Origin of the sequence: Aquimarina litoralis (assembly GCF_039523995.1) — a bacterium.
In the GTDB taxonomy this organism is placed as follows: Bacteria; Bacteroidota; Bacteroidia; order Flavobacteriales; family Flavobacteriaceae; genus Aquimarina; species Aquimarina litoralis.
In genome coordinates this window covers 289,042-309,714 of sequence record NZ_BAAAGE010000002.1, presented here as the reverse complement: position 1 = coordinate 309,714, position 20,673 = coordinate 289,042, and the positions used below count along the sequence as shown (strand labels likewise).

The following is a 20,673-nucleotide window of genomic DNA, read 5'->3' as shown; positions in this document are numbered from 1 at the left end:
ACACAAATAACTACATTTGCAATCTTGGTTAAATTTTTATGGCAGTATCAGAGGAAAATATTGAAGTTTTAGGAGCTAGAGTTCATAATTTAAAAAATATCGATGTCACCATACCTAGAGAAAAGTTGGTAGTAATTACTGGGCTTTCTGGATCTGGTAAGTCGTCTTTAGCGTTTGATACTATTTATGCCGAAGGGCAACGACGATATATCGAGACATTTTCTGCTTATGCCAGACAGTTCCTTGGTAGTCTGGAAAGACCTGATGTAGATAAAATCGATGGACTTTCTCCTGTAATTGCCATTGAACAAAAAACCACTAGCAAGAGCCCAAGAAGTACTGTGGGTACTATCACCGAGATTTATGATTTTTTGAGACTTCTATTTGCTCGAGGAAGTGATGCTTATAGTTACAATACTGGTGAGAAGATGGTCAGTTATAGTGATGAGCAGATCAAAGATCTTATCCTTAAAGACTTTGAAGGAAAAAAAATAAATATTCTCGCCCCTGTTATTAGGTCCAGAAAAGGACATTATCGCGAACTTTTTGAACAAATAGCTAAACAAGGATTTGTAAAAGTTCGTACCGATGGAGAAATCAAAGATATCACCAAAGGTATGAAGCTAGATCGATACAAAACTCATGACATCGAAATCGTGATTGATCGTTTAGCCGTTACCAACGACGTGGACAATTCTAAACGCTTGATGGAAACTATTAATACCGCGATGTATCACGGAGATGATGTATTAATGGTGATTGAGCAAGGTTCTGATGAAGCTCGTTTCTTTAGTAGAAGTTTAATGTGTCCTTCTAGTGGAATTTCATATCCGAATCCAGAACCTAATAATTTCTCTTTTAATTCGCCTAAAGGTGCTTGTCCGAAATGTAATGGTATTGGAAATCTGTATGAAGTAAATATCAAAAAAATAATTCCTGATGATACTAAATCCATTAAAAATGGAGGTTTAGTACCTCAAGGACCACAAAAAAATAATTGGATATTTAAGCAGTTAGAACTAATTGCTCAACGTTTTGGGTTTAAGTTGAGTGATCCTATAAAAGATATTCCAGAAGAAGCGATGCAAATCATTTTGTATGGTGGAAAGGAAAAGTTTAGCGTAGATAGCAAAACACTTGGTGTCACCAGAGAATACAAGATTGATTTTGAAGGTATTGCTACATTCATAGAAAACACTTACAACAATAACGATTCTACTTCTTTAAGAAGATGGGCTAAAGATTTTATGGATAATATCGAATGTCCAGAATGTAATGGGTCTAGATTAAGAAAAGAATCTTTGTACTTTAAAGTTGAAGGAAAAAGCATTGCAGATCTTGCTACAATGGATATTAGCGAACTTGCAGAATGGTTTCAAAAACTTCCAGAAAAATTAAGTGAAAAACAACTACAAATTTCTGGTGAGATTTTAAAAGAGATCAATGCACGTTTACAATTTCTACTAGATGTAGGATTAACATACTTGTCGCTTAACAGAAGTAGTAAATCACTTTCTGGTGGAGAGGCACAACGTATTCGTTTAGCCACACAGATAGGATCTCAATTGGTTGGGGTTCTATACATTTTGGATGAACCGAGTATCGGATTACATCAGCGTGATAATGAAAAGCTAATCAATTCACTTGTTCAACTAAGAGATATTGGTAACTCTGTTATTGTAGTTGAACACGACAAAGATATGATAGAGCGTGCCGATCATGTTATCGATATTGGACCACGAGCAGGAAAACATGGTGGTGAAATAATTAGTGAAGGTAATCCTGATAGCCTTAAAAACCACACTACTTTAACCGCAGATTATCTAAGTGGTAAAAAGCAAATCAAAGTTCCTGCTAAACGAAGAAAAGGAAATGGTAAAAAGATTTCGTTAAAAGGTGCTACAGGAAATAATCTTAAAAATGTTTCTATTGATATTCCATTAGGAAAAATGATTGCTGTTACTGGCGTATCAGGTAGTGGTAAATCTACACTTATTAATGAAACCCTATACCCTATTTTAAATGCTTACTATTTTAATGGGGTTAAAAAACCAATGCCATACAAGAAAATCACAGGTTTAGAACATGCTGACAAGGTAATTGATATTAATCAATCACCAATCGGAAGAACTCCACGCTCCAACCCTGCTACTTATACCGGTGTATTTTCGGAAATTCGAAGTTTATTTGCAAAGACGCCAGAAGCTATGATTCGTGGTTACAAACCAGGGCGATTTAGTTTTAATGTTGCTGGAGGAAGATGTGAAACCTGCAAAGGTGGTGGTTTAAGAGTTATTGAAATGAATTTCTTACCAGATGTTTATGTAGAATGCGAAACGTGTCAGGGAAAAAGATTCAATAGAGAAACATTAGAAATACGGTATAAAGGAAAATCGATTTCTGATGTATTGGAGATGACTATCAATGAAGCTTGTGAGTTTTTTGAACATATTCCGAAAATTTTCAGAAAACTCAAAACCATTAGAAACGTCGGATTAGGATACATAACGCTTGGGCAACAATCGACAACATTATCTGGTGGTGAAGCACAGCGAATCAAACTTGCTACAGAGTTATCTAAAAGAGATACTGGAAACACATTTTACATTCTAGATGAACCCACTACTGGTCTTCATTTTGAAGATATTAGAGTTTTAATGGAAGTATTAAACGAATTAGTCGACAAAGGAAATACTGTTCTAATTATCGAACACAATCTGGATGTAGTTAAAATGGCTGATTACATTATAGATATTGGATATGAAGGAGGCAAAAATGGTGGTCAGGTAATTGCAAAAGGGACACCTGAAGAAGTAATAAAGAATAAAAAAAGCTACACTGCTAAGTTTCTAAAGAAAGAACTGGAGCAGGCATAACAACAAATAAAACAACAACCAATCATAAGGATATTTGCGAAAAGCATTTCCTATAAATTACGAAATATGAGAAAAGAACAACGTCATAAAGGATGGAATGAAATAAAAACAAATGACTCATGGGCGATTTTTAAGATCATGGGAGAATTTGTAAATGGTTTTGAAAAAATGAGTAAAATTGGTCCTTGTGTATCCATTTTTGGATCCGCAAGAACTAAGACTGATAATAAATATTACCAATTGGCTGTAGACGTAGCTCAGAAAATAGTTGAACATGGTTATGGAGTTATCACTGGTGGTGGACCTGGAATCATGGAAGCAGGTAATAAAGGTGCCCATTTAGGTGGCGGAACCTCTGTAGGGCTAAATATTGATTTGCCATTCGAGCAACATGATAATCCATATATCGATAGTGATAAAAGTTTAGATTTTGATTACTTCTTTGTTCGCAAAGTAATGTTTGTAAAATATTCGCAAGGTTTTGTAGTAATGCCAGGAGGATTTGGAACATTAGACGAGCTTTTCGAAGCGATCACACTAATTCAGACTAAAAAAATAGCAGTTTTCCCGATCATATTAGTAGGTTCTGAGTTTTGGGGAGGTCTAATGGATTGGATAAAAGCGACGCTATTAGACAAATTTGGAAATATTAGTCCTGGAGATCTAGACTTGATTCATCTTGTGGATACACCAGATGAAGTATTAGATATTTTAGATAAGTTCTATGCACAATACAATTTAAGTCCAAACTTCTAAAAACCTTTTCACACAAACTCAACAAACTCAACAAACTCAAAATGAAAAAAATAATCATACCCCTTTTTACATTTTTTTTCATCCAGCTATCGCTAGGTCAAGAGACTATTAAAACTATGTTTTATAATGTTCTTAATTACCCAGCTGCGCCTCCATCAAATCGAGAAGAAATTCTGGAAACTATTATTGATAGATATGAACCAGATATTTTCATGATTTGTGAATTAGAAACTGAAGAAGGTGGAGAAGAAATATTAAATAGTTCATTAAATGATGATTCTAATAATTATTCTAGTGCACCATTTTTAAGTAATTTTTCTAATTCTGATGTAGAATTACATCAATTGTTATATTACAATAATCAAAAGTTCGAATTACTGCAGAGTCAAAGGATCACTACCAGTATAAGAGATATCAACTGGTATACATTAGAACTTATTTCCGATGATCTAGTAAATAATCCAATTACGATTGAGGTATTCGTTTGTCATCTAAAAGCTAGTAGAGGTGTCGAAAATGAAGTGAAACGCCTAGATATGGTGGAAGAGTTTATAGATAACTATAGTAATTTAGATGAAAATGCGTATGTCATTTTCGCTGGAGATCTTAACTTATATTCTTCAGATGAACCTGCATATGAAGAACTATTAGATGCTAATAATAAAATTACTTTAGTTGATCCCATAAACACACCTGGTGATTGGAGTAGTAATAGTAATTTCTCCAGCATTCATACTCAAAGCACACGTATTAGCAGTGATGAATTTGGAGATTTTGGTAGCGGTGGCGGTCTGGATGATCGTTTCGACTTTATCTTAGTCTCTGAAAACATGATAGATAATGATGAATTAGGATATGTTCCAAACTCATACTTTTCTTTTGGTAATAACGGAAATTGCTATAATCAGAGAATCGATGATGTAGATTGTACTGGAGTTTATGATAGCACCTTGAGAGATGCATTGTATGATATGAGTGATCATTTACCGGTGGTCATGGAATTACAAACAAATCAACGTCTTCTTACTACACCAGATTTTGAAGAGGTTTCTAATGTAATTCAATTAAATAGTGGTACCATAATTGAGGACATATTATCTTTACAAATAAGTAACAATTCGGAATCAATAAATTTTGAAATATACAATACTTTAGGGCAAAAATTGAAAACATTTTCCGCGAATGGAAAAGGTACTACGACTATTTCTATTGAAGAATTAAGCAATGGGATGTACTACTTAATTCCAGTAAATGTTCGCAGCAATACGATTAAATTTGTGAAGAAAAATTGAATCTTTCTAGGTTATATCATATAATAATTAGTTTTTTTATACTGCAAGTTGCAATAGCACAGCATGATATCCGTATCGATGCTATTTTAGATGCAGAAAGCAAAGTTATATCCATTGATCAGCAGATTACCTATAAAAACACTTCAAACGAACCTTTAAAGGAAATCTTGTTGCATGATTGGGCAAACAGTTTTGAAAGCAAGACTACTCCGTTAGGTGAGCGCTTTTCTGAAGATTTCCTTAAACGATTTTATTTTGCAAAAGATTATGAACGTGGTGCTACCTCTATAACAGCCATAAAAGATACATCAGGAAATAATCTTGCTTTTGAGCGCTATAATCAGTTACCTGATATCATTAAGCTTACTTTTGATAATGAACTCCTTCCTGAAGAAAGCTTTGTATTTAATCTTAAATACAAAGTAAAATTACCAAGTGAAAAATTTACCAGATACGGATACCATAAAAATGGAGATTTCAGTTTAAAGTACTGGTATATAGTTCCTGCAGTGCATAATAAAGGTTGGCAAGTATACAGCCATAAAAATCTGGATGATCTTTATGCTCCTGTAGCAGACTTTCAGATTAATTTCACTTTTCCAAGTAAATACAGTCTTACCAGTGAATTAGATCAAAACGAGTTCACTTCTGATGATGAACAGAATAAAACTATACAACTCACTGGAAAAAATCGAAACGAAGTAAACCTCTACTTAGAACAAACAAATTCATTTTATGATTTTAAGATGAATGGTGTAAAACTCATTAGCAACATCGATGATAATGACTTAATGCCGGATATGAAGAGTGTTGCTTCTAAAAGAATTATAAAGTTTTTAGAAGATCGACTTGGCCCCTATCCATTTGATAAAATTTTAGTTTCTGAAAACGATTACAAAAACAATCCTGTTTATGGGTTGAATCAACTGCCTGATATTCTCAGACCATTCCCTGATGGTTTTCAATATGAAATTAAACAATTAAAATCTATCACTGAAGCATATTTAGAAAAGACACTACTCATTAACCCTAGATACGATGCCTGGATAAAAGATGCTATACATATTTATATTATGATGGCATATACCGATCAGTATTATCCTGATATGAAAATTATAGGTAGTTTAAGTAAGGTTATAGGAATAAGATGGTTTCATGCAGCAGATTTAGATTTTAATGATCAGTATTTCTTAGGATACAAAAATATGGCTCGATTATTCCTAGATCAACCACTCACTGAGCCACAAGATAAGTTGGTGAAATTTAATAGTAATATCGCGAACGCTTACAAGGCTGGAGTTGGTTTTAAATATCTAGAGGATTACTTAGAAGACGATAATATTCTGGAAGACGCTGTTAGACAATTCTATACTAGTAACACTTTGAAGCTTACATCTTCTAAAGAATTCGAAAAACTATTAAATAGCCTGACTCCTAAAACTATTGATTGGTTTTTTGAAGATTTTATTCCTACCAATGAAAAATTAGATTTTAAAATTAAGTCTGTTAAAAAACGAAAAGATTCTCTAGAGATTACTATAAAAAACAAAAGAAACAATGTAATGCCTGTATCTATAGCAGGCTTACGAGATGGTCAATTAGTTTATAAGACATGGGTTACTGATATTGTTGGGAAGAAAAAGGTAAAAATAGCTAATGAAGATATCGATAAATTAGTTCTGGATTATGATCAAAACATCCCCGAAGTTAATAGAAGAAATAATCATAGAAATATCAAAGGTCTACTTAATAAACCAATTCAATTTCGGTTTTTACAAGATGTAGAAGATCCGACAAGAAGTCAAGTTTTTTATATCCCAGAATTTGAGTTTAATGTATACGATGGACTTACTATTGGATCAAAGTTTTACAATAAAACATTTATTAGAAGAGATTTTGATTATAGGATTACTCCTAGTTATGGTTTTCTTTCGAAGAAATTAATTGGTTCTGCATTTTTTCAATATAGAGATCAAATAGCGGATTATGGCCTATACCAGATTCGCTATGCTTTTAGTGGAAGTACATTTAGTTATGCTCCAGATTTATTATTTAGACGTTTTTCTCCTTCTGTTAACTTCCTATGGAGACCACAAGACTTAAGATCAAATGAAACCCAAAGACTATCAATTAGAAGCGTAAACGTTTTTAGAGATAGAGCCGAAAACAATCCAGTGGAAACACCGGATTATAGTGTATTTAATGTGAGATACAGATATTCTGATTTTAATCTTTTAGATTTCAATTCATATATAATTGATTATCAGCTCGCCAAAAACTTCAGTAAAATATCAACAACCATAAACTATAGAAAGGTTTTTCTAAACAATAGACAATTAAATTTAAGGTTGTTTGCAGGCGCTTTTATATTTAATGATACCGAAAGAGATGGCGATTTCTTCAGTTTTGCACTGGATCGACCTACCGACTATCTTTTTGATTTCAGCTATTTAGGACGTAGTGAAGAAACAGGCTTAGTAAGCCAACAAATAATCATAGCTGAAGGAGGTTTCAAATCTCAATTGGACTACCCTTTCGCTAATCAGTGGATTACTACGCTAAACGCGAATACTAATATTTGGAATTGGATTTATGCTTATGGAGATGTTGGTTTTGTAAAAAATAGAAATGTATCACCTAAGTTTGTGTACGATGCTGGAGTACGCGTAAGCTTAGTAGCAGATTATTTTGAGCTCTTTTTCCCTGTTGTTTCTAATAATGGTTTTGAAATTAATCAACCAAACTATGATGAAAAAATACGCTTTATAATTACACTCAGTCCGCAAACATTAATTGGACTTTTTACAAGAGAATGGTACTAACGCAGTTATCATAATATTGATACAGAATCATAAATACTTCTTCGTTTTTTCCTTAATATCTTTTTCGGGATGTGTTTTTATCAGAAACTGCATGAATAAATATAAGCTCAATACATGTGCTATGTTAACTAAAACAGTAAAAATATTATTAGAATAAAACATTTCGTTTATAGGAAGTAATGACACAATAAAAATACACAAACAAGAAACCACTATTAATTTATAAGCTTCTTTATACGTATCTCGTTTATAAATCATATAAGAAAGTAATATATGCGCTGTAGAAAAAAACAAACATATAACTACTTCCAAAATAGCATCCTTAACCATATCAACCAATAAATTGAATATAGACACTATCAAATAAACAATAAGCGCAGCACTTACAACAAGTGGTATTGACCAAAAAGTATTCTTAGTAATAGCTTTAAAATCTACATATTTCCTGAAGGCTAGAGAACACATCAGAAAATAACACGCCGTTAGTAAACATATAATTGAAAAGTTACCCACGAAATCAGAATAAATCAAAATATCACAAACAATCATTGATAATAAACTGATTATATACCAAATATTAACCTTTTCTATATTTTTAACATAACTAATTCCTATAGAAATTATCATTAAAGGCAATGCAAAAGCTAAATATTTCTTATCAAAAAAACCAGCTACTATAACAACAATAGCAAATGAAATATAGAATAAGATATCGATTAGTTTGTTTTTTTTCAAAAAAATAATATTTATGAAATTCACAATAACTAAGTATCACTAAATGTCTTATTGTGAAGATAAAAATTGCATTTCGATTCTAAGTTATACTTTTTTTTCTGATTAATGAAAGAAAATACTTATAAACTATATAAATATGAATGATTTTTTTAAATGTGAAAATTTTGAATATTTGTTAATTCAATCTTAAAAAAACAATCCAAAAAAAGAATTCAATAATGAAAAGGTTAATTAACTGAATTATCCTTAATAAATTTAAGACTTCAAATCTTGGAATTGGTCTTAATTTTGGCTAAATTTGCACACCGTAAAAAATCGTTCACATGCAGCCTGAAACAACTATTACACCTAATATTTCTTTCGAAGAATATAGAAATCAAATACTTAGAGATTACAAAGTAGCTTTAATTAGTAGAGAGTGTAGTTTGTTAGGACGAAGAGAAGTACTCACAGGAAAATCCAAATTCGGAATTTTTGGTGGAGGTAAAGAATTACCTCAATTGGCAATGGCGAGAGTTTTTCGCGATGGTGATTTCAGATCAGGATACTATCGAGATCAAACTTTTATGATGGCTATTGATCAATATAGCATCGAAGAGTTTTTTGCAGGACTATATGCACACACAGATATAGAAAAAGAACCTTTTGCTGCTGGAAGACAGATGGGCGGTCATTTTGCAACCCATAGTCTTAATGAAGATGGAACCTGGAAAAACTTAACACAACAAAAAAATTCAAGTTCAGACATCTCCCCTACTGCTGGTCAAATGCCAAGACTTCTTGGATTAGCACAAGCTTCTAAAGTATATCGTAATGAAAAAAGTGTTGCAGATTTTACCAATTTTTCTATCGATGGAAATGAAGTAGCTTGGGGTACTATAGGAAACGCGAGTACGAGTGAAGGACTTTTTTGGGAAACTGTAAATGCTGGTGGGGTTTTACAAGTTCCGATGGTTATAAGTATTTGGGATGATGAGTATGGCATTTCGGTACATGCAAAACATCAAACAACAAAGGAAAATATCTCTTTAATCCTTGAAGGGTTTAGACGCGACGAGAAACATGATGGATATGAGATTATTGTAGTAAATGGTTGGGATTACCCAGCATTGGTGGAAGCATATGAAACCGCTGAAGATTTAGCAAGAGAACAACATATTCCTGTTATTATACATGTAAAAGAACTAACACAACCTCAAGGGCATTCTACTTCTGGTTCACATGAAAGATATAAAAGTGAAGAACGACTTAATTGGGAGCGTGAGCACGATTGTAATAAAAAATTCAAGGAATGGATTATAGAGCATAATATTGCTACCGCAGAAGAGTTGCTTGAATTAGAAAAGTCCTGTAAAAAAGAAGTTAGAAAAGGAAAAACTGCTGCTTGGAACGCATATCTTTCTGAAATAAAAGAAGAACAGCAACAAGCATTAGGAGTACTAAAAGCAGTTGAAGCCAAAAGTGCTAATAAGAATTTTATTACTCCACTTATTACAACATTAGCAGAAAAGGATGAACCCATCCGCAAAGACATATTAGAAGCAACGAGAAAAGCGCTGCGCTATATCGTAAAAGAGAATTACTCAGAAAAAACTACATTACAAAATTGGGTCAATAGTTATATTGATGAAATTCAACCAAAATACAGTGATCATCTCTACAACGATTTTGATAGTAATGCTACTAATATAAAAGAAGTAAAGCCTGAGTACTCAGAAAATGCTGAAGAAGTTGATGCACGTGTTATCCTTAGAGACAACTTTGATCAGATATTCAGTAGAGTTCCTGAATCCTTAATATTTGGAGAAGATAGTGGTAAAATTGGTGATGTAAATCAAGGTTTAGAAGGTTTACAGCAAAAATTTGGTGAAATTAGAGTTTCTGATGCTGGGATTAGAGAGGCTACCATTATCGGTCAGGGAATTGGAATGGCAATGAGAGGACTTAGACCAATTGCTGAAATTCAGTACCTAGATTATATCTTGTATTGTATACAAGGATTAAGTGATGATCTAGCGACCTTACGATATAGAACATTTGCTAAACAAAAAGCACCACTAATCGTAAGAACAAGAGGTCATAGATTAGAAGGAATTTGGCATAGTGGTTCACAAATGGGTGGACTTATACATTTATTAAGAGGTATCCATATTTTAGTTCCAAGAAATATGACCAAAGCAGCTGGTTTTTACAATACACTATTAGATAGTGATGAACCTGCAGTAGTTGTAGAATGTTTAAATGGATATCGTCTTAAAGAAAAGATGCCTTCTAACCTATCCGAAATAAGAACACCATTAGGTGTAGTAGAAACGATAAAAGAAGGAACAGATATTACTTTAGTATCTTATGGCTCTACTTTACGACTTGTAGAACAGGCAGCCAAAGAATTACTTTCTGTAGGTATTAATGCAGAAGTAATCGATGCGCAATCTCTGATTCCTTTTGATTTAAATCATGATATCGTTAAAAGTATTGCGAAAACAAATAGAGTTTTAGTTATTGATGAAGATGTTCCTGGAGGTGCTACGGGTTATATTTTACATAAATTAATAGATGAGCAAAACATCTATCAATATTTAGATAGTGAACCACAAACATTAAGTGCTCAACCGCACAGACCAGCTTTTGGAACTGATGGTGATTATTTCAGCAAACCTTCTTCTGAAGATATCTTTGAAAAAGTATACGATATAATGAATGAAGTAAATCCTGCTAATTTTCCTAAGCTAAGATAACAGAGCGATTAGAGACACATTAAAAAGGATCTTCGATTCGTATTCGTTTTCCGTCGACATAGGAAATAACGAAGATATTTTTGTCTATAACACTAGACCTAAGAAGAATTTTCCTGAATTCTTGAGCTTCTTTTAATGTCTCAAAAATTCCTAGGCTAAATTTATAGAACGATGTGTCTGTATAAATCAGTGTATTTGTATATTTTTCTGAAATCGATGTGATTTTATTATCTGTAAAAGTTTGGATTTGCACAGAATACACTGTATCTTTTTTTATCAAATCTCTATACAAATACAAATCTTTTAACTCATTAATATGTGTTTGTTCACTTTTTAATTCGTTTAACTCGCTCTTAAGCTCGTTAATTTCAGATTGAAAAGAAGAGAACTCTTTATTATTAACTTTTACGATAGGAGTTTCATCACTCACCCAAAATACTACATAAATAATTAATGCTATTGTAGAGATTAATAAGACCGAGCACAATACTTTAAACATAAACTTAGATGCTCGATTTCTTTTTAGCTCAGTCGATCGCTCATTTAAAAGATCTTCTAATTTACGCTGCTCTACTTCAGCCTTTTCTATCTGATAGTGCAGTGATAAAAGATCTTCATTTTTAATGTCTGGCATCTTACTGGGTATTAACTAAAATTATAGGTTTATTAAGTTCTAATGCATATCAAGGTAATTTCTGCTGAGTTATTCTATATACAATACCATCATGCATCTCTAATACCATGATAGGATTATCAGAAATAATCTTTTCAAAAGCTTTTAAAGGAAATCCTTTAGAGATTTGATTCAAGTTCTGAATACGAACTTTATCATTTAATTCCAGTCTTCTCAACTTTGCATTTAAATTAGACACATAGTAATTTTTATACAAAAAATATAAAGTATCACCGTTCTTATCTATATCATATTCTGCATCATTATTTTCTTTTGCTTTTTGAACCGCCTTTTTTCCTTTATAAAACTCAATAAAATCAGCTTCTATAAAAATAACTCCATTATTCCTAAATACTCTTTTTACATAGCAATGCTGTTTTTTATATTTTTTCTTTTTTGTATTTGTTGAATCAACTAAATTCAAACTATCAGAAAGCATGACATTTTCTATATCGTCTGAGCCTGTTTTCAAATTTTGTTTGTAGATTAAAATATCTGATTTTAATTTAGTTAATTCATCTTTCAAAGAATCGTTCATCTGTTGGATTCTATCCATATCTGCTTTAGCATCCACACTTTCATCAGAAATGAATTTTGAATCACCTTTACTCAAATAATACATGCCGAAAGACATTCCAGCGATTACAAGCAAAAAGAAGATCATGAATATCAAACTATTCCTTTTACTCCTCTTTAACTCATCCGAAATAGTTACAAGACGATTTTCAAGCTTTTGCTGCTTCATACCAGATTTTTCAATCCTATATTGTACTGATAGTAATTCGTCTTCTTTATCTTTCACACGCTTGAATTTTATTAATTACCTAAAAATAAATTAATTATAAAATATTCTCTTCATATGCTTTTCTCGATTAATCTAGACACCGAATCATATTAAGGTATCCATTTTATATCTTTGAAATTAGGTTTTCTTTTTTCTAAGAATGCATCTCTCCCTTCTTTAGCTTCTTCTGTCATATACGCTAATCTTGTTGCTTCTCCAGCAAATACCTGTTGACCAACCATTCCATCATCCGTTAAATTCATTGCAAATTTCAACATTTTTATAGATGTAGGAGATTTTTCTAAAATTTCCTGAGCCCATTGGTAAGCAGTATCTTCTAATTCATCATGAGGAATCACTGCATTCACCATACCCATTTCATAAGCTTCTTGAGCAGAATAATTTCTTCCTAAAAAGAATATTTCGCGAGCTTTTTTCTGACCTACCATTTTCGCTAGATAAGCAGATCCATAACCTCCATCAAAACTTGTGACATCTGCATCAGTTTGTTTAAAAATGGCATGCTCTTTACTAGCAAGCGTAAGATCACAAACCACATGCAAACTATGACCACCTCCTACTGCCCATCCAGGCACTACAGCAATAACTACCTTAGGCATAAAACGGATCAAACGCTGTACTTCTAAGATATTTAGCCTATGCATACCATCTTGCCCAACATATCCTTGGTGACCTCTGGCTTTTTGATCTCCTCCACTACAAAAACTATAAACACCATCTTTTGTAGAAGGACCTTCTGCAGAAAGTAATACTACCCCTATAGAAGTATCTTCCTGTGCATCATAAAATGCATCGTATAATTCACTAGTAGTATTCGGTCTAAAAGCATTTCTAACATTTGGTCGATTGAATGCTATCCTAGCGACACCATTTGATTTTTTATAAGTTATATCTTGATATTCTTTTGCAGTTTTCCAGTTTATTGAACTCATTATATTTTTTTTAGCGCTATCAAAAATAATACAATATATTGTATCGAGCTATATCATTAGCTTAGTTAAATCAAGTTAAAACAGCAATATTTTTATATCTTTTATGTAAATTAACAACAGATTTGCACGATTTTTGATAATTTAGTCAGCAACAGATAATTATAGTTATGAGATTTTTTATTGGAATATTCTTAGTTTGTTTTAGTTTTTCTTCTTTTGGACAAGAAAATCCTAGCCTTAAGATATCATGGGAAGCAATAGGCGATCATATTTCTGAAATTGACGCTAAATACACTTTGGAACACAAAGAAATTACACCTTCCCTTTCTTATATAAGGAAGACTATAGCAACTGGAAATTATCAGTTAATGGAAATTAACTTGGCTGTAGATTTACGAAAACAACATTTAAAAAACGAAACACCAATCTTATTACTTCCTGAAAATAAATTTGTTCAGTCTGAATATAATGTTGCTATTCCAACTGCTACACCACAAAGTGCTTTCAGAGTATCTATTACTGGTAATGGAGGATACAATAATTCCAATACGAGTAACGGTGGTATTAAAAATAATGCTTATCGGGATGCCAGCACGTATACTGGTATTTATTGTCCAGTAACTGGTGTACCTTTAACCTATTAATCAGGACTCTATTAACATCTATCGGATAGTTATTCTACTAAGCGAATACCATCCTTTTCGATAACTATTTTTTTAGCTTTATATAAAGACCCAATAGCCTTCTTGAAGCTTTTTTTACTTAATTGAAAAACTTCTTTAATATCATCTGGATCCGACTTATCATTCAAATCGATAAATCCACCTTGTAATTCTAATTCTTTAAGTATTTGTTCAGCATTTGGCTCAATAGATCTATATCCATGTCTTTGCAAAGTAAGATCAATTTTACCATCCGGTCGTACTTTTTTCACAAAACCTTTTAGCTGATCTCCAGTAGTTAACTTTTGAAAAATTTCATCTTGATATACTAAACCTAAATATTTTTGATTCACAATCATATTCCATCCATGCGGAGAAGGATGAGAAGCTATTAAATCAACCTCATCATATGAAGAGAGTAATACCAAAGAATTATCTAAAAATCTATTCGTTTTACTAGAACCCACTAATCTATTGGTTTCTTTATCCAAGTATACATATACAAGATACCAACTACCAACTCGCATTTTGGAAGCCTGTTCTCTAAATGGAATAAATAGTTCTTTTTCTAGTCCCCAATCCATGAATGCTCCAATTTCTGAAACCGTCGTACATTTTAGATAAGCAAAAGAATTTACCGTTGCAAAAGGTTCTAAGGTAGTTGCTACAATACGCTCTTCATGATCCAAGTATACGAATACTTTGATCTCATCACGAATCATAAACTGATTCGGTACATATTTATTAGGCAATAAGACTTCATTTCCTTCATCATCACTAAGGTATACACCCTGATCTCTTTCTCGTACAAATTCTAATGTATTATACTCACCTAGTTTAAGCATTGTCTGATATTTTGGCGCAAAGATACTTTTTTAATTAACCTGAATATATTAAAAAAGAAAAAGGTGCCTAAATCGGCACCTTTTCTGTGTTTTTTCTACTGATCTACTAGTTGTAGATAGCTTCTTTTCCGAAATGCTTTGTTAAAAGATAGTACACAACAGCTCTGTACTTGTTTCTATTAGACTTTCCGTAAGCTTCCATTACAGAAGCAATCGCTTCGTCTAACTTATCTCCATCAGAAAGACCTAATTTTTTAATAAGGAAATTGTTTTTTACAGTGTCTAACTCACTCTGATCACTACCAGAAACTGTAGAAGCATCTGCATTATAAATAGAAGGACCGCAACCAATAGTTACTTTCGTTAAAAGATCCATATCTGGCTCTTGTCCAATTTTATCTTTAAGGTCAGCTGCGTACTTAGCAATTAAATCGTCTCTCTTGCTCATAAAATGATAATGTTTTAGGTTTTAGTTAATTTATTATGTTATCTCAAATATAATCTATTTATAAATGAATAATTCATTTATAAATTATAATAAAAACGATTTTTTAGATAAAATGCTTAAAATAATCGATTAAAACACTATCATTTACTTTTCGAGGTGTAAAAACCTCTAAGAGTTGTGGCGATTCATTATTTTTATAAAGTTCTTGAAGTTTTTCTAATAAAGTATCTAATTCAGCCGCTTTATGATAATTTATTTGGAACATAGTACATAACTGCTCCGCGGTTAAATTATGTTTTGTTTCAAAATATGTACTAAAGTTATCGCTCTCAGATTTACCTGGTAAAATTCTAAAGATACCTCCTCCTCCATTATTAATAAGAATGATCTTAAAGTTTGAAGGTATATAATTATTCCATAATCCATTACTATCATAAAAAAAGCTCAAATCACCTGTTAGTAAGGTTGTAGGTGTATTTGATACTATAGCCGCTCCAATAGCAGTAGAAGTACTACCATCGATACCGCTAGTTCCGCGATTACAAAATACGCTAAAGGAAGGATTTAAGGAGAACAACTGAGCATACCTTACCGTAGAGCTATTACTTAGTTGAATCATTTGATGATTCGGAATTGCATCGAATATTGCTTCAAATGCTTTTAAATCTGTAAAATCTACTTTCTCAACATATTCTTTATGCTTTGCACGTCTCCTCTCTCTAACCGAAATCCAATAAGATTTATAATCATTAACAGTCACCGTTGTTTTTGGTAAAAAATCCAACAAAAACTTATTTGGATTCATTTTTATATGCTCGGTTAGACAAAAATAAGTGTCATATGCCTTTTTCTCATCTATGTGCCAATGTACTTTGGGCTGATACTTTCTTAAGAAAGCTTTGATTCTTTTAGATACAACCATACCTCCAAATGTTAGTAAAACATCTGGCTGTAGCTTCATAAAATCATTTTCTTCTAAAGAGGTAATCAACTGATCAATACAATTGATGTGAGAATAATGATGAATATTAGAAGTAGTTTCGGTAAGTACTAGTACCGAAGGGTCATTAGCCAAAAGATCAATCCATTTCTGATCGATAACATTCGGATAATTAACTCCAATTAATATCAACTTTCGATTGGCCCCATTCCATTCATCCAACATATTAGCATATAACGTTTTTGATATGCGATGTTCTGTAAACTCAACGGGAATGTTTTTTGGAAAAACTGTAGGCTTTTCTAGTGTATCATATAAAGGTTCGTAAAAAGGAACATTAATGTGTACTGGACCGTTTTCTTGAATAGCTACATTTAATGCTAAATTGATTTCTCGTTCATTATGCTTTTGCGCTTCGTGTTGTTTCTGCTTTACTTTAATATCTTCTATTGCTATTTCTGGCACAATTTCAGAATATAGATTTGCAGAATACAAAATATGGTTATCAAAAACATTTTTCTGGCGTATGGTCTGACCATCTCCAATATCTATCCTTTCGACAGGACGATCAGCACTTAAGATTACTAAGGGAATATCACTATAAAAAGCTTCCGAAATAGCTGGATAATAATTTAGCAACGCACTCCCCGAAGTACATACCAACGCTACTGGTTTTCTAATTTGCTGTGCGATACCCAAGGCAAAGAAAGCAGCACACCTTTCATCTACAATGCTATAACATTGCATTTCTGGATTTTCTGTAAAACCAATTGTTAAGGGTGCATTTCTAGATCCAGGAGATATAACAACATGATGAATTCCTTTTGCCTCACATAAGGCAACGATAGTTTGCGATAAAGGAATTTTGGAATATAAACGTTTCTTCATTCGAATTGCTAAATTACAATATAGGGATAAGTAAAGCCAATCTTTTTAATGTATTTTAATCTATATTTTAAAGTTTTGTCATTTAACAACTCACTGGAAATACCAAAAACATATCCCTAATAAATACCTCAAATTATATCGTGATAGGTTAGCTCTGAATAAATCATTTTACAAACAAAGATGTGACTAATCAAATCTTTGAAAAATGATCTTCAAAATTCGAAATAAAATCGTGGATATACTTTTTTGACACATCAGATTTTCGAAATACTAAATGATGTGTTCTTTTTAAACCATTTTCACCAATTTTTTTAAAAATCAAATCTTCTGATAATTTAAAAGATTTTAGTGCCCATTTTGGCATACACATAATCCCCATATTAGCAGCGATCATTTCTAAAGCAACTTCGGTTAAGGGTATAGCAGATATTTTTAATGGATGAATTCCATTTGGTTTTAAATAGTGTTCATATACAGAAACTGTTTCCAATGGAAAAGAATGAATTATTAAGTGTGAATTAGAAAAAAAAATAGCATCTACAAAATCAACAGATTCATATTGACTTTCTTTATGCATAATTGCAAAAATCTCATCTTCATAAACCTTAATGCTTGTCAAAGTTTCATTTTGTGGTTTGGAAGTGACTATGGCAATATCTATTTCATTTGACAACATTTTAGAAATAGGCTGATGTGTTGCTTCAAGAATCAAATCAACATGTATTTCTGGATACAACAAGCCCATTTTTTGAATAAAAGCTGAAAAACCTTGGTAAAAACTATAACATTCAGTACTTACCTTGATAGTTCCTGTAGAACCAGCCTGTAACTGTTTAATGTTTTCAAAACCTTTTTCAATACTATCCAGAATTGTGTTCCCTAAATTATAGAGCTCATAACCCTCATCTGTTAATTTCCATTTATTTCTAGTTCTCAGAAAAACCTTAAACCCTAACCTTGATTCGAGTTCTCTCAATTGATGACTTAAAGCAGATTGTGTTAAAAACAGTTTTTCCGAAGAACTAGCGATACTCCCTTCTTCTACAATTGTTTTTATTAATCTAAAATACTTGATTTCCATACACAACAAAGTTAACTATTCATTGCTTATGGACTAGTTGAAAATAATTCAGCTAAGAATTAAAATGTCTCAATCTTATAATCTAGCACAATAAAACAATCAAACTAATTTTGACAAAAATTAAACCTTAGAAATATGCAAAAGCAAAAAACTAATTCCACTACAGCATTACTAGATGCTATTCAAATGTACTTCGATGCGTTGTACTATTGTGATATCAAACTACTAAACCAGGTATTTCATAAAAGTTCTAGTTTATTCGACGTAGACCAAGGAAAGATTTTTGTTGAACCCATAGACAGCTTCAGCAAAGATGTAGAAGGCAGATTATCTCCTGCAGATGCCAAACAAAAACCTGAAGCAGAAATTTTAATGATTGACTGGCTGTCTTCTCATTGCACAACTGTAAAAATAAGAATTAGAGCACATAAGAATGTATTTGTTGACCACCTTGCATTTGTTAATGGAGAAAATGGTTGGCAAATTGTTTCGAAAATATGGCACTTAGAAAAAGAGATTAATTAGTTTGTAAACATTTACGAACTAATTAATCACAAAAAAAAAGTAAAAAAAGATCAATCTCTATTTGTATCGTTATTGAATTACAAAACTCTTTTCATAGTTTCGGTTTTCTTAACAGTTTCTTCCCATTCTTTTTCTGGAATAGAATCTTTGGTAATACCTCCACCGACATACAATAGCGCTTGATCCTTACAAATCTCCATACATCTCAAATTGACAAATAGGCTTGACGAAGATCTACCATCATTAAAGCGATGTAATTCTCCTAAAAAACCAGTGTAATATTTTCTATCATACCCTTCATTTTCTAGAATAAAAGATCGAGCTTCTTCTTTTGGTAAACCGCATACTGCAGGAGTTGGGTGTAAAACTTCGATAATATTCTTTATACTCTGTGGATTGCTTTTAAGCGTTCCAGTAATGTCGGTTTTAAGATGAAGAAGGGTTCCTGCTTTATGCGTATAAGATTCGGATCTACGGATAGTATTTACATTGTCAGCAAGTTCTTTCAGTACAAATTCAGTTACCATAGCCTGCTCTTCGATTTCTTTTGCCTCCCAAGACACATCCATGGATCCTTTATAAGGTTGTGTTCCCGCTAATGACATGGTCGAAAAATTATCACCATCGATATGCAATAAAGTTTCTGGAGTTGCTCCTAACCACATTCCAATCTTAGGATGATACCAAAAATATACGAAGGCATTAGCGTATAAATCAACCAGGCGTTGAAAAACCTCTAACGCATTAGATTGCGAAAAAGGAATTTGTTCTTTTCTGGAAAGCACAACTTTTCTAAACGTACTATTTTCAATTGCTTGTATTCCACTATTTACTAGTGATATATGAGCTTTTCTTTCCTTATCTTCTACGAAAACATCAGAAGAGTTCTTCGAAACATACTTTAAGTCTTTAGCAGTAAAAGGAACAATTGATGTAAAAAAAGAACTCTCAGTATCTGGAATAATTACTGTCTTTTCGGAATTGCTAAAAGGCGCGAAAACAAAACCAGAACTATCATATGAACTCACCTCATGTAAATAGTCATCATTTTGCAGAAAACAATTCACCTCATTCGTACCTGGTTTTTTATAAACCGCTAAAGGTAATTGCTGATCCAATTGTGATTGGATTTTCAGGTATAGCTCTGAAATATCCATATAATTTATGATTTCGCTAAAGCAATAGTGGTTAGTTTTACAATAGAAATTAACTTACCTTCTTCATTACGTAATTTTATATCCCAAAGCTGGGTAGTTCGCCCTTTGTGCACAATTTCTGCTTTCGCATAAACATACCCTTCTTTGATACTTTTTACATGATTGGCAGAAATTTCTAATCCCCTGATATAAAACTTATCTGTATCTAAAAAAATATGAGATGCAGCACTACCGACACTTTCAGCAAGTGCAACCATTGCACCTCCATGCAAAACTCCATCAGGCTGATGTACTTTAGGTGTTACCGGCATTTTAGCAACCAAATAATCATCTCCAACTTCACAAAAAGAAATATCTAATGTTTCCATTAGCGTGTTCTTACACATTACCGTACATTTTGCTAATATTTCTTCCTCTGATAATTTCATAAATTAAATTTTAGGTAAAAATAAACATTGAGGTTAAAATATTCTAACTATATTTATTTATTATTTTAAC

General features: G+C 32.3%; 17 protein-coding genes. 7 read left to right on the top strand and 10 right to left on the bottom strand.

Annotated features, from left to right (window positions below):
• The first annotated feature begins 38 nt into the window (after nucleotides 1-38).
• From uvrA to ABD077_RS10280, 4 genes are all read left to right on the top strand, one after another.
• Nucleotides 39-2,876: an excinuclease ABC subunit UvrA gene (gene uvrA / locus ABD077_RS10295; RefSeq protein WP_343912228.1), complete on the top strand. Its 2,838-nt coding sequence runs from the start codon at nucleotides 39-41 to the stop codon at nucleotides 2,874-2,876.
• Between the two features lie 66 nt (nucleotides 2,877-2,942).
• Nucleotides 2,943-3,632: an LOG family protein gene (locus tag ABD077_RS10290; protein ID WP_343912227.1), complete on the top strand. Its 690-nt coding sequence runs from the start codon at nucleotides 2,943-2,945 to the stop codon at nucleotides 3,630-3,632.
• Nucleotides 3,633-3,673: 41 nt separating this feature from the next.
• Nucleotides 3,674-4,924 carry a T9SS type A sorting domain-containing protein gene (locus tag ABD077_RS10285; protein ID WP_343912226.1) on the top strand — a complete coding sequence of 417 codons (1,251 nt, stop codon included), beginning with the start codon at nucleotides 3,674-3,676 and terminating at the stop codon, nucleotides 4,922-4,924.
• Nucleotides 4,921-7,746 carry a gluzincin family metallopeptidase gene (locus ABD077_RS10280; RefSeq protein WP_343912225.1) on the top strand — a complete coding sequence of 942 codons (2,826 nt, stop codon included), beginning with the start codon at nucleotides 4,921-4,923 and terminating at the stop codon, nucleotides 7,744-7,746. Before ABD077_RS10285 ends, ABD077_RS10280 begins: the two co-directional genes overlap by 4 nt.
• Nucleotides 7,747-7,773: 27 nt before the next feature.
• Here ABD077_RS10280 and ABD077_RS10275 read toward each other — a convergent pair whose 3' ends face one another.
• Complete coding sequence (locus ABD077_RS10275; protein WP_343912224.1) at nucleotides 7,774-8,481, bottom strand: hypothetical protein; 708 nt, start codon at nucleotides 8,479-8,481, stop codon at nucleotides 7,774-7,776.
• A 323-nt stretch (nucleotides 8,482-8,804) separates the two neighbouring features.
• On the opposite strand from ABD077_RS10275, the gene ABD077_RS10270 reads away from it, so the two are divergent.
• A complete protein-coding gene (locus ABD077_RS10270; protein ID WP_343912223.1) occupies nucleotides 8,805-11,219 on the top strand; it encodes an alpha-ketoacid dehydrogenase subunit alpha/beta in 2,415 nt (804 codons plus the stop codon).
• Between the two features lie 19 nt (nucleotides 11,220-11,238).
• Here the strand turns inward: ABD077_RS10270 and ABD077_RS10265 are convergent, their stop codons facing one another.
• The 3 genes from ABD077_RS10265 to ABD077_RS10255 form a co-directional block, all read right to left on the bottom strand.
• Nucleotides 11,239-11,853, bottom strand: coding sequence for a hypothetical protein (locus tag ABD077_RS10265; RefSeq protein ID WP_343912222.1), 615 nt, complete (start codon nucleotides 11,851-11,853; stop codon nucleotides 11,239-11,241).
• Nucleotides 11,854-11,902: 49 nt separating this feature from the next.
• Nucleotides 11,903-12,694, bottom strand: coding sequence for a hypothetical protein (locus ABD077_RS10260; protein WP_343912221.1), 792 nt, complete (start codon nucleotides 12,692-12,694; stop codon nucleotides 11,903-11,905).
• Nucleotides 12,695-12,786: 92 nt separating this feature from the next.
• Nucleotides 12,787-13,629: a 1,4-dihydroxy-2-naphthoyl-CoA synthase gene (locus tag ABD077_RS10255; protein WP_299896175.1), complete on the bottom strand. Its 843-nt coding sequence runs from the start codon at nucleotides 13,627-13,629 to the stop codon at nucleotides 12,787-12,789.
• A gap of 167 nt (nucleotides 13,630-13,796) precedes the next feature.
• On the opposite strand from ABD077_RS10255, the gene ABD077_RS10250 reads away from it, so the two are divergent.
• Nucleotides 13,797-14,273, top strand: coding sequence for a hypothetical protein (locus ABD077_RS10250; RefSeq protein WP_343912220.1), 477 nt, complete (start codon nucleotides 13,797-13,799; stop codon nucleotides 14,271-14,273).
• Between the two features lie 29 nt (nucleotides 14,274-14,302).
• Here ABD077_RS10250 and ABD077_RS10245 read toward each other — a convergent pair whose 3' ends face one another.
• The 4 genes from ABD077_RS10245 to ABD077_RS10230 all read right to left on the bottom strand — a co-directional run bounded on the left by ABD077_RS10245 (nucleotide 14,303) and on the right by ABD077_RS10230 (nucleotide 18,493).
• The gene (locus ABD077_RS10245; RefSeq protein ID WP_343912219.1) at nucleotides 14,303-15,136 is read right to left on the bottom strand and encodes a CvfB family protein; all 834 of its coding nucleotides are present in this window, start codon (nucleotides 15,134-15,136) and stop codon (nucleotides 14,303-14,305) included.
• A 106-nt stretch (nucleotides 15,137-15,242) separates the two neighbouring features.
• On the bottom strand, nucleotides 15,243-15,584 hold the full coding sequence (locus ABD077_RS10240; protein ID WP_299601950.1) for a DUF2853 family protein: 342 nt from the start codon (nucleotides 15,582-15,584) through the stop codon (nucleotides 15,243-15,245).
• A 103-nt stretch (nucleotides 15,585-15,687) separates the two neighbouring features.
• Entirely contained in the window at nucleotides 15,688-17,412 is a 1,725-nt protein-coding gene (menD, locus tag ABD077_RS10235) for a 2-succinyl-5-enolpyruvyl-6-hydroxy-3-cyclohexene-1-carboxylic-acid synthase (RefSeq protein ID WP_343912218.1), read from the bottom strand.
• Between the two features lie 190 nt (nucleotides 17,413-17,602).
• The gene (locus ABD077_RS10230; protein WP_343912217.1) at nucleotides 17,603-18,493 is read right to left on the bottom strand and encodes a LysR family transcriptional regulator; all 891 of its coding nucleotides are present in this window, start codon (nucleotides 18,491-18,493) and stop codon (nucleotides 17,603-17,605) included.
• A gap of 135 nt (nucleotides 18,494-18,628) precedes the next feature.
• Between ABD077_RS10230 and ABD077_RS10225 the strand changes: the two genes are divergently transcribed.
• Nucleotides 18,629-19,018: a nuclear transport factor 2 family protein gene (locus ABD077_RS10225; protein WP_343912216.1), complete on the top strand. Its 390-nt coding sequence runs from the start codon at nucleotides 18,629-18,631 to the stop codon at nucleotides 19,016-19,018.
• 77 nt (nucleotides 19,019-19,095) lie between these two features.
• Here the strand turns inward: ABD077_RS10225 and ABD077_RS10220 are convergent, their stop codons facing one another.
• Both ABD077_RS10220 and ABD077_RS10215 read right to left on the bottom strand, forming a co-directional pair.
• A complete protein-coding gene (locus ABD077_RS10220; protein WP_343912215.1) occupies nucleotides 19,096-20,175 on the bottom strand; it encodes an isochorismate synthase in 1,080 nt (359 codons plus the stop codon).
• 5 nt (nucleotides 20,176-20,180) lie between these two features.
• On the bottom strand, nucleotides 20,181-20,603 hold the full coding sequence (locus tag ABD077_RS10215) for a PaaI family thioesterase (protein ID WP_343912214.1): 423 nt from the start codon (nucleotides 20,601-20,603) through the stop codon (nucleotides 20,181-20,183).
• Between the last annotated feature and the right edge of the window lie 70 nt (nucleotides 20,604-20,673).